Genomic DNA, 10,611 nt, shown 5'->3' on the forward strand with positions numbered 1-10,611 from the left:
TTGCCGATTGTCATGCAAGCTTTATTTTCTCAATTTCAGAAATCGTTGTTTCTGATCTCGTTCTTTTCAAGCCTCGCCGGCGTCGTGTTTCTTGGCCGGAATTAGAATATACCATAGGCCATCATCACATTGCAACTGTTTTTTATAAACTCATTTGATTTTCTTTAATACCACCGCTAATCAATCTCCATTACAATGAGAATTCATTTGACTTCTGCTTAAATAACCGATACGTTGAGCGTATTCTACAATAATAAATGGTGATTACAATGATACATGACTTGGAGCAAGCTAAAGCTTTGTTCATGACTTACTTCGGCAATCGGCAACTCATGCACCGTGAAGGCAAATGGACGGCTTACCGTTCGATGAACGTCGATCCTGCAGTGGAAGCCGAATGGCTGGTGCAAATGATGGAACGCTACCTTGCCGATCTGTCCATCCGCAATTGGGATGCAATCGCGAATTTAGCGTTGCTGGCTCGGAACTATCCGGCTGGGGAAAGTATGGTGAATCGCGTGACGGCGTTCGTATCCCGACATCTTATGAGTGCGGACAGCATCGTTAAACTGCACTATGCCGAGCATTTTACGGAACTGATCCAGAAATACCGGGATCAACTCGTTCAAGAAGAACTGTATGCCGCCTATAAGGCGATAGAGCTTCTGCTGCTCGATGTCCAGACTGCCCCTCTCGTTATCGACCCCGGACATGAATTGTCCCAATATGGGTTGAAAGATAAGCGTACACTCAACAACCGGGCACAGCGCGGACTTGACGAACTATACCGCATTATTGGCTAATCACCTTCGACGGCCAATTCCAAAACAAACACAAGCGCCAAACTCTATTGAGGGCCGGCGCTTGTGTTTGTTTTAATAGAGAACGGTCTTAAATCGTCGGCATCACGTTACCGCCCGATACCGGCACATAAGCACCGGTTATGTAGCTCGCAAGGTCGGATGCTAGGAAGGCGACGACGTTCGCGATTTCCTGGTCGGTGCCCCGACGGCGCAGAGGCACATTGTTGTCGTACCCCTCGCTCACTTCCGTGCCATTCTCCCGGTCGCGTTCGCTGATCGTCCACCCCGGCGCCACTTGGTTCACCGTAATCTGATGCTCGCCGATTTCCTTCGCCAGCACGCGGCAGACGCCGTCCATCCCGCGCTTGCCGGCAACGTATGCGGATTGCGTCGGGAGGTTCTGCATGACACACTCCGTATTAATCGCAATGATACGTCCGCCCCGTTGATCAATCATGTGCGGAACGAACGCTTTGGCCGTATGAACGAACTGCATGACCGTCGTATTGAACTGATCTACATAATCGTTCACATCCTGTTCCAAGACGGACGTCCATTTATATTGAGAGACTGCATTCGCTACGACGATCGTCGGAAGCCGGAATTCCGCCTCCAGCTTCTGCTTCATCTGCTGAACCGACTCCTGCTGCGACATATCCGCTTGAACGATATAGGCTTGCCGTCCAAGCTGCTCAATCTCTTCCTTCAATGCTTTCGCTTTCGACTCGCTGCTGAAATAATGAATAATAATATCGGCCCCGCTCTGGGCAAGCGTACGAGCCATGACGCGGCCCAATTCGCCGGTAGCCCCCGTCACGAGAGCCGTTCTGTTCGTCAAGTCAATTACAATCATGATTTCGAAACAGCCTCCTCCATCTGAAAAACATTAATATTGTCTATAACCTCACCCTGCCGTTAGATGGCGTCCGCCGCATTAACAGCATTTATCTCTAGTAAAATTAGTTCGATACACGGGAGCTGTTTCCTTCACAACAGCCGACAGAAGAAAGCCTCCGGCTTCCCGCAGCATTGCGCGAGTCCGAAGGCTTGACGTTAATTGATGTCTTTCATATTTTTCCCATAGAAGATCTCATCCATCTCAACCTTCAGCCGCTGCGTAATATCCTTCTGCTCCTGCTCGCTCAGCTTGTCCTTCGTGTAGCCGAACAAATAGTTGTTCAGATCGAACTGATGCAGCTTGCACTTCGTATGAAAAATGTTCTCCTGATACACGTTAACGTCGATCATATCGAACATATCGATAATCTCATCGGGAATATAGTTCTGGATCGAGTTAATGTCGTGATCGATGAACAGCTTGCTGCCGGTAATGTCGCGCGTGAAGCCGCGCACCCGGTAATCGATCGTCATGACGTCGGTTTCGAACGAATGGATTAAATAGTTCAGCGCTTTGAGCGGCGATATTTCTCCGCAGGTGGAGACGTCGATATCGGCCCGAAAGGTGCTGATGCCTTCACTCGGATGATACTCCGGATACGTGTGCACGGTGATATGGCTTTTGTCCAGCTGCATGACGACGTTGTCCGGCAGCGGTCCCGGCGATTCCTCGTACGATTCGTTGGGCACTTCGACGATCGGCCCTTCGGATACGAGCAGCGTTACGCTTGCCCCTTGCGGCACGTAGTCCTGCTTCGCTGTATTCAGCACGTGCGCGCCGATAATGTCGGCAACCGTATTGAGGATATGGGTCAGCCGGTCCGAGTTATACTGTTCATCAATATATTCGATATAGGCTTCCCGCTCCTCCTTCGTCTTCGTGAAGCAAATATCATACATGTTGAAGCTGAGCGATTTCGTCAAGTTGTTAAAGCCGTGCAGCGTAATTCTTTGCTCTTCCGTAAAAGCCATCACGAACCCCTCCTGTCCTTCCGTAATATTGCCTAATCGCCGTTGGTTGATTCACCATGTATTGACATTATGGGATTACAGTTGTAATCTAACTATCAATTATGGATTACAGTTGTAATCAATCAAACATTTCTTTATACGCGGAGGGGAGGATCGCCAATGGATGAGAAAAGCAAAGGACTGCCTCGCATTAGCGAAGCCGAATGGGAAGTTATGAAGATCATATGGGCGGGGGCACCATTAACGGCGAGCGACGTCGTCGCCGCACTGGAAGGCAGCAAGGACTGGAATCCGAAGACGGTGCGAAGCTTGATGAATCGTCTGGTCGAGAAAGGCGCTCTTGGCTGTAACCCAGAGGGGAAAAGCTATTCGTACTTCCCTCTCGTGAAGGAAGACGAGTGCGTACGGTACGAGACGTCTTCCTTGCTTCGGCGGATTTACGGCGGCGCGCTGAAGCCGATGCTCGTCCATTTTCTAAGCGATGAACGGCTGACGAAAGAAGACATCGAGGAATTGAAGCAGATTCTTGATCAGCGGAAGGAGTAGACCATGGATGCAATGGACATGCTCGCCCCTGGCGGTTGGCTCGTTTCTTCATTCTATAGCGTGCTGCAAGCTTCGCTGCTAACCTGCCCCGTAATCGGACTTATTATCGCCGTCAGGCTGCTGCTGCGGAAGCGGCTGTCTGCGCATTGGACCTATCTGCTCTGGCTGCTCATACCGATCCGCCTTCTCCTTCCGTGGACACCAGAGAGCAGCTTCAGTATATATAACTTTATATCCATGCCTGCCTTCAGCGATTCCGCCACTGCTGCGAATACACCACTGACTGCCGCATCAAACAATGAGATCGGACTGCATACGACTGATAAAGCTGCATCCTTGAGCCTGCAAAGTGATTACCGGGACGAGGATAACTATTCGAATTCTAATCATGTGCGCGGATCCGATGATCCTGCATCTATTGCGTCCACAATAGTCGATGAGACTAACGCCAACACTGAACATGCGCAGCCGAGAAAAGAAAAGCAGCCGTTCAGCCCCATGCTTGTTCTTGCATTGACATGGATATGGCTGGCCGGCACTTTTACTGCGCTTACTGCCAATGTACGAGTCAACATCCGGTTCGCCCGCGAGCTGCACCTCCATGCGGCTGAGCTTCATGATCAGGCGGTAAACGAGCAGTTGATTCTATGCATGCGGCTGCTCGGCATCCGGCGGCGGGTCCGAATCTATATTACCGATCGTGTCACGAGCCCCGCTCTGACCGGCATCGTTCGACCTAAGCTGCTCTTGCCCGCATCGATTGCGCACAAGCTGGATGAGCAGCAGCTTCGGCATATTTTGCTCCATGAGCTGTCTCATTTGAAACGAAACGACCTTTACTTTAACGCCATCATCCAATTGCTGCTTGCGGTTCACTGGTTCAATCCGCTGCTCTACTTTGCCTATAGCCGCATGCGCGAAGATCAGGAACTTGCGTGCGATTCATTAGCGCTTAGCCGGCTTCGTCCCGAGGAACGGCGCGACTATGCGCTGACGCTTATTCGATTGTTGGAAGGCTGGTCTGGCACGTCAAGCCGGCTGGTCCACACCGCCAATATGTTGGGCAACCGCATTTTTTGGAGAAGGAGAATCGAAATGATACAAGCGCGCACAAGGTCTAGCTTACGCCGCACGATGCTTGGCATCGCCGCACTCGTTCTGATCGCAGGATGCTCCTTCACAGGGGGCAAGCCGGACAAGCCGAACGAAGAGACCCGGGGCCCATCGATGGAGAACGAGGCGCTCGGCTCTGTTATACCGGTGTCTGCAAAAGCCCAGACAGGAACAGAACCTAGCATGGAGCTGCTTGCAGAGATAGAGGGAGCGAAGGTGTACGGAGCAGGAACGATATTAGATGAAGGGAACTTAAAGTATCGTCCGCTTAAACGTTATGACGAATTAACGGTTCAACTTAAAGGCGGCCGTTCGTACACTTACCTGTGGGGAATTACAATTAATAAAGAATCAGAACCTGTCATCAAGCTGGAATGGACCGATCTGAACCGCGATGGAAAAGACGAACTGCTCGTCAACACGACCAGCAATCCGAGTTGGAGCGAAGATGGGGGCATGGGCTACTACCGGCAATCGCTTCATATTATCCGTCCGAAAGACGGTTCTGAGATTCACATTCCTGATCCCGTATCGGTAACAAAGCTTCATTATAAGCCATCGCTCGCACTCAATGACGGTTATACGGAGCTTTATCTCGATACTGCAAATGAAAAACTGCATCTCTCCCTTGGCCAGACGAACTTCGGCTCGGATGCAATGAAAGACAATCTTGTTATCGGCCGTAATGTATATATGGAATATTACAACGGAATGCTATGGGCCGGCGTATCCGGTACGTTGGAAGCTGGTGATAACTCCGGCTACATCTCCAATAGCAAAACATCATTCGCGGTTAAATATAACACGGACGATATGAGCGTTGCATCCGTGTCTCTCAACGATTCGGAAGGCTGGGAAGTCGTCGAACCCTAACGATTAGAAATGAAAAAACCATTCGAACCGCGTAAATCGCTAAAGTCCGAATGGTTTTTTATGTTCTTAATGCGGGCTAAGCGCCGAACCGCTGGCGGTAGCCGCAGCGGCGGCAGAGCTCTTCCACCGCTTCGCGGCGCGAGAAGCCGTAGTACAAATTGTTCGCGCGCTCGCCTTCGACGATCTCGGAGAATGACGTCTCGTGGACGTTGCCGAGATTGATGACGCCTTCGCCGTCCAGGCAGCAAGGCACGACGGTTCCATCGACCAGCACGGCCGCTTGGGTGCGCAGCGCATGGCAGAAGCCCTTGCCGTCGTCCTCGGGCGCATCGAGACTCGGCCATTGGAACTCGTAATCTTGATTGATGTACACGTTGTTCGAGAGACGGATGCCTTTGCCCGGTTCCACCCTCTCTTCGATCCGGTAGTCGAGATTGAACTCTTGCTCCAGAATCGAGAGCGTCTCGCGGTTGCGCTGACGCTCCGCGTTCGTCATATTGTCCTGCGTCAGATTCCACAGACGGAACGAGAACAACACGTTATGCTCCGACGCTTCGCGGACGAACGATAAAATCTCGGCCAGATAACCGTCGCGGTTCTCTGAGCCAATATGCCCGTCGAAGCTGTGCAGCGAGAAGTTCATTTGGCGGAGCGCCGGCTTGCCGAGCAGCTTATGTTTATTTTTCGTAATAAGCGTGCCATTCGTCGTAATGTTGACCTTGAAGCCCTTCTCGTGCGCGGCATCGAGCAGCTCGTCAATCTTCGGATGAAGCAGCGGCTCGCCCTTCACGTGCAAATAAATATGGTCCGTATGCGGCTTAATCTCATCCAGTACGTGGTTGAACGTTTCCTGTTTGATGAACCCTTTGGCCCGGGCCGTCGGCGGACAGAACGTGCAGGAGAGATTACATATGCTCGTAATTTCGATATATACTTTCTTGAATGTTTTCAATGAGAGAGCTCCATTCCATGATCTTGCTCTATTCGTCTTGCCATTCTATTATTATAGCAAACTTGCCGGACAATAGAAGCAGAGAAGAGGTGGAAGCCTAGTCATGATAAAAAGAGCCCAGAACAGCTGGCCGCTGTTGTCTGGGCTCTTCTCTTGCTTATGGCTCCCTACACCTGCAGAATCTCCCGAATGTCCGCTTCCGTCATCGCGTTCAACGGTTGTTCGCCTGGCTGGATCACTTCGTCGATCAGCTGCATTTTGCGCTGTTGCAGCTCGTGCATTTTATCCTCGACCGTCCCTCTCGCCGCAAGCCGGATCACTTGAACGACGTTCTTCTGCCCGATCCGGTGCGCGCGGTCGGTCGCTTGCTGCTCGACAGCCGGGTTCCACCATAGATCGTACAAAATAACCGTATCCGCACCCGTCAAATTAAGCCCGGTGCCGCCCGCTTTCAGCGAGATTAGGAACAGCTCACGCTCTCCCCGGTTGAACCGGGTGCACAAGTCGGCCCGCTCTTCCGGCGGCGTGCTGCCGTCCAGATAGAAGAGCTGCACGCCGCGGACGCCCAGCTCGCGCCGGATCAACTCCAGCATGCCGGTGAACTGCGAGAAGATGAGCATCCGCTTGCCGGCGCTGCGGCAGTCCTCGACGATATCGAGCAGCTGCTCCAACTTGGCCGAGCTGCCCCGGTAGCCTTCGACGAATAAGGCGGGATGACAGCAGATTTGGCGGAGCCGGGTGATGCCGGCCAATATTTTGATCCGGTTGCGGTCCAGGTCTTGATCGTCCAGATGCTTCAGCGTCTCCATGCGCAATTGAGCAAGATAAGCCGCATACAGCTTCTTCTGCTCCGGCAGCAACTCGGACGATTGAAGCGTCTCGATCTTGTCCGGCAGCTCCTTGAGCACATCCCGCTTCAGCCTGCGCAGCAGAAAAGGACGCGTCCGCTTCGCCACGCTTTCGCGCGTCAGCTCGTGGAACATCTGACGGCTCGGGAACAGTGCCGGGAATACGGCGTTGTAGATCGACCACAGCTCCTCGAGCCGGTTCTCGACAGGTGTGCCGGTCAGAGCGAAACGGTGCTTCGCTTGAAGCTGCTTCACGGCCTGCGCAGTCTGCGTTGTGTAATTCTTAATGTACTGCGCCTCGTCAAGAATTAAAGTATGGAACGCAAGCTCCGCATACGCCTTCGCATCGCGGCGAAGCAGCGGATACGACGTAATAATGACGTCTGCTTCCTGCGAACTCATCCGCTGCTCCCGCTCCGGCTTATCGCCGGCGGCGATAACCGAACGGATCGAAGGCGCGAACCGTTGCAGCTCCTGCTGCCAGTTGTACATAAGCGATGCCGGGCAGACGATCAGCGCCGGCAGACGCTGCTCCCGGATCTCGGGCAGCATGGCGAGGATGAACGCGATGCTTTGCACCGTTTTGCCCAGTCCCATATCGTCTGCAAGAATACCGCCGAACCGGTAATGAGCGAGCGTCCGCAACCACTGGTACCCAATCGTCTGGTAATCGCGGAGCACGTTCGCCAATTCATCCGGTACGGGAAAGTTCAAGCTGTCGGGATGGCGCATGTTGTTCAGCAGTTGCCGCAGCGAGCGGCCAAGCTTCACGGCTCGTCCCTCCATATCGATGTCGAGCAGCCGAAGGCTGCGCAAGGACGGTACCCGAAGGCGTGCATCAATCAGCTCCGAATACCGCACCCCCATCAAATTCATGAGCCGGGCAATCTCCGCGAACTCTTCGCCCTCGAGCGGGGCAAGCGAGCCGTTCGGCAGCCGGTAGAACCGCCGCTTTTCCTCGATTGCTTGCAGAACCTTCTTAATTTCTTTCTCGGGAATTCCGTCGAGCTCGAACTTGAATTCGAGCCAGTCAGTCCGGACGTCGACATCCGCCTTCACGGTCGGCTCCCCGATACCGACGGCGATTCTCGTCTTCACGGCAGACGTCGCATACACGTCGAGCAGTTCCTCCAGCTGAGGCACGATATGATACAAAAAATCGTACTCGGCATCATCCCCGCTCATCATATAACCGCCCTCGGTCGCAAAAAATTCAGCCTGCCCCATCAGCTCGAGAATTCGCTGTTCCCGTACTCCGTCCCGCATAATAATCCGGTCCTGGCTGCTTCTCTGCTCCGCGCCTTCAAGCGGCGAGATGACGATGTCACCATAATGGAATTCAAGCGCGGCAAGCAGCCGGTCGCGCACCCGGTCGAGATAGAGCTTCGCCTTGAGCGGCGTATGGACGACCTTCTCCGACACGCTTGCCGCAATATGGACGCCGCCCAACTTCATCAGGCCCGGTACGACCCGCTCCATGAACGTCTCCATCTGCTCCGGCGATATCCGGAACCGGTTACCGCTCGTCTGCCCTAGCAGCGACTGCAGATCTGCCAGCTGCTTGCCCTGCGCTTCCGTCAGCTTAAGCAGCTTGCCTTGAGAGATGGCGACTCCGTAAGCATCCATTACGGTCAAAGCGTCTAGCCCGTCGACACCAAGACGAAAGAATGGAGCGGAGGGCGACTCGGTATTCTTACGAGCAGTATCCGCCCGCTCCCCATCCCCTTCTTCGAATAGGAATCGGAGCGGCAACGGTTCGTCGGAGAGATCCATTCCCTCATATACGACATTATCGACGGCCAGTTGGACGCCCGTGGCTTCCGTCAGCTTAGGCAACAGCGTCTCCCAACCTGCCGGCGTGATCAGCATCATCCGGTCGTGAGCAGAGAGAGACGCTCTGCCTTGAACGGAACTGGCGCTGGCGTGCATCCGATCGCTGCCGCCTATACGGATCAGTTCCTGCAGTACGGCGTCCTGCCGCTGCGGAAACCGGTGATGCTCGGGGTCATACGTAAAATGTTTCGAGAACGGATACTCTTCCCGCCGCTCTACCGCATCCAGAAAAGCGTGCAGCTTCTGCACGACGTACAGCTTATTCGGCTGCGGTCCGACCTTCAGCTCGATGCCGAACATCAAGCCTGCGCGATGCCGCTGCGGAGTGACGATGAACACGGACTCCAACGGCTCGCGCGTATCGAACTGCGTTCGCGTCCCGCTCGGCCGCTTCGGCTTGCCGCCGAACAACGCGAGCATCGCGCCGGTCAGCCGCTCCTCCTTGACCGCATCGACCGCTGCTGCGTCAGTTTCTGCGTCGCTAGCTGACAGCACCGCAGAGGTACCGGCACCGCTAATGCGTGCGGCATCCGCTGCGTTCCGCCCGGGAGGGCCCATTACAGCGTCTGCTTCATGCATCCGAATTTCGAGCAGTACAGCCGCGACGTGGCTGCAATAGCTGTCGTAGGAAGACAGCGTCGGGCATGTGCATTGCGCCACGGTCTTCCCTTCCTCATTCTGCGTAACGGTAACTTGAAAGCCCCCGTTTACACTAACCGTCGCTTCATATAGCGGCTTCCCCGGATCGGCATGCGTAAATATCACTTTGCCGCCGCGGCGGTATGTCTCACCCTTGCGGTACGAAGTCACGCCGCACAGCCGTTGAATTTCTTGCTGCGATAACCGCATGCTCATCGCCCTTGTCCTTCCTTCGGGTCATCGGATCGATCTCCGCTGTCATGGCCGAATACGAAACGGTCCAGCCGGTCTAGCGTCTCCTCTGTCATCGGTTCCGAATTATCGAGATAGAGCACAGAGCCTTCCGGCAGCCTCCATCGGACTTCCCGGCGGACGAGCGATGCGCGGAACGTATCCCAATGGTCCAGCTTCCATTGATCCAGAGCCGATCCGCGCTGCCGGATTCGATCGTAATAATGCTGTTCGCTCGGCAAATAGACGAACACTGCCTTCGCTTCAATGCTGAACTCTCCTGTTTGCCCTTCTATAGCAGAGAGCTCTCGGGCAACCCAATCCGGGTCATTCAGCTCCTTCGTGAAAGGACCAATAACGACCGCATCGATCCCGCTTGCCGCATTCTCCAGCGCGGCATCCATCGTAATGCGATAGCCAAGATCGCGGCATCTTCTCTTATATTCGGAAGAATCGCGGTCGCTCGGATCGAGTCCCGCTTGCTTCATAATCGCTTCTGCTGCCGGACGAAGCAGCGTGTCCATATCCAGCACCGCCATCCGGCGGCGCCGCGCCAGCGCTTTCGCCAGCGTCGTCTTGCCGGCCCCCGCAGGGCCGACAAACCATACGATCCGGGCTTTCGCCATCGTTTCCGTCCCTCCCTTAACCTGCACAAAACTTTCATATGATTACGATAATAGCATATTCGCAGCGAAGAAGCGCCCGCTTGAGCCGCCTTACGCCTTGACACCGCAGCACCAAAAATGGCGCCTTAGAGTGAGTATAGCAAGGGAACGGTACAAAAAAAGGATGCAGACCGCAGGGATTTGAAGTTTCCATTGCATTATATGCAATGAAAACCACCGCATAAGGCAGAAAATGTAGCTCCGTTGTATTTCGTACATTGAGAATCGGGGAATAGGCA

General features: G+C 54.0%; 8 protein-coding genes. 3 read left to right on the forward strand and 5 right to left on the reverse strand.

Annotated features, from left to right (window positions below; genetic code table 11):
• Positions 1-269: 269 nt before the first annotated feature.
• Positions 270-803, forward strand: coding sequence for a hypothetical protein (locus tag PKO01S_RS22990; RefSeq protein WP_127533788.1), 534 nt, complete (start codon positions 270-272; stop codon positions 801-803).
• 88 nt (positions 804-891) lie between these two features.
• Here PKO01S_RS22990 and PKO01S_RS22995 read toward each other — a convergent pair whose 3' ends face one another.
• Positions 892-1,653, reverse strand: coding sequence for an SDR family NAD(P)-dependent oxidoreductase (locus PKO01S_RS22995; protein ID WP_127533813.1), 762 nt, complete (start codon positions 1,651-1,653; stop codon positions 892-894).
• A 203-nt stretch (positions 1,654-1,856) separates the two neighbouring features.
• Positions 1,857-2,672, reverse strand: a complete 816-nt coding sequence (gene speD, locus PKO01S_RS23000; protein WP_127533789.1) for an adenosylmethionine decarboxylase — start codon at positions 2,670-2,672, stop codon at positions 1,857-1,859.
• Positions 2,673-2,831: 159 nt separating this feature from the next.
• Between speD and PKO01S_RS23005 the strand changes: the two genes are divergently transcribed.
• Positions 2,832-3,218: a BlaI/MecI/CopY family transcriptional regulator gene (locus PKO01S_RS23005; protein ID WP_127533790.1), complete on the forward strand. Its 387-nt coding sequence runs from the start codon at positions 2,832-2,834 to the stop codon at positions 3,216-3,218.
• A 3-nt stretch (positions 3,219-3,221) separates the two neighbouring features.
• Positions 3,222-5,204: a M56 family metallopeptidase gene (locus PKO01S_RS23010; RefSeq protein ID WP_127533791.1), complete on the forward strand. Its 1,983-nt coding sequence runs from the start codon at positions 3,222-3,224 to the stop codon at positions 5,202-5,204.
• Positions 5,205-5,280: 76 nt separating this feature from the next.
• On the opposite strand, the gene PKO01S_RS23015 is transcribed toward PKO01S_RS23010, so the two are convergent.
• From PKO01S_RS23015 to PKO01S_RS23025, 3 genes are all read right to left on the reverse strand, one after another.
• Positions 5,281-6,156 (reverse strand): radical SAM/SPASM domain-containing protein, encoded by an 876-nt coding sequence (locus PKO01S_RS23015; protein WP_127533792.1) that lies wholly within the window; start codon positions 6,154-6,156, stop codon positions 5,281-5,283.
• Between the two features lie 167 nt (positions 6,157-6,323).
• A complete protein-coding gene (locus PKO01S_RS23020) occupies positions 6,324-9,692 on the reverse strand; it encodes a DEAD/DEAH box helicase (RefSeq protein ID WP_127533793.1) in 3,369 nt (1,122 codons plus the stop codon).
• On the reverse strand, positions 9,689-10,333 hold the full coding sequence (locus PKO01S_RS23025; protein WP_127533794.1) for an AAA family ATPase: 645 nt from the start codon (positions 10,331-10,333) through the stop codon (positions 9,689-9,691). Before PKO01S_RS23025 ends, PKO01S_RS23020 begins: the two co-directional genes overlap by 4 nt.
• Positions 10,334-10,611 lie beyond the last annotated feature (278 nt).

Source organism: Paenibacillus kobensis NBRC 15729, assembly GCF_004000825.1.
Lineage (GTDB): Bacteria > Bacillota > Bacilli > Paenibacillales > Paenibacillaceae > Paenibacillus_T > Paenibacillus_T kobensis.

What these genes read in the sequence shown, in the direction of transcription:
- PKO01S_RS22990 (WP_127533788.1), top strand. Translation starts at nt 270, where the DNA reads ATGATACATGACTTGGAGCAAGCTAAAGCTTTGTTCATGACTTACTTC.
- speD (WP_127533789.1), bottom strand. Translation starts at nt 2,672, where the DNA reads ATGGCTTTTACGGAAGAGCAAAGAATTACGCTGCACGGCTTTAACAAC.
- PKO01S_RS23005 (WP_127533790.1), top strand. Translation starts at nt 2,832, where the DNA reads ATGGATGAGAAAAGCAAAGGACTGCCTCGCATTAGCGAAGCCGAATGG.
- PKO01S_RS23010 (WP_127533791.1), top strand. Translation starts at nt 3,222, where the DNA reads ATGGATGCAATGGACATGCTCGCCCCTGGCGGTTGGCTCGTTTCTTCA.
- PKO01S_RS23020 (WP_127533793.1), bottom strand. Translation starts at nt 9,692, where the DNA reads ATGAGCATGCGGTTATCGCAGCAAGAAATTCAACGGCTGTGCGGCGTG.
- PKO01S_RS23025 (WP_127533794.1), bottom strand. Translation starts at nt 10,333, where the DNA reads ATGGCGAAAGCCCGGATCGTATGGTTTGTCGGCCCTGCGGGGGCCGGC.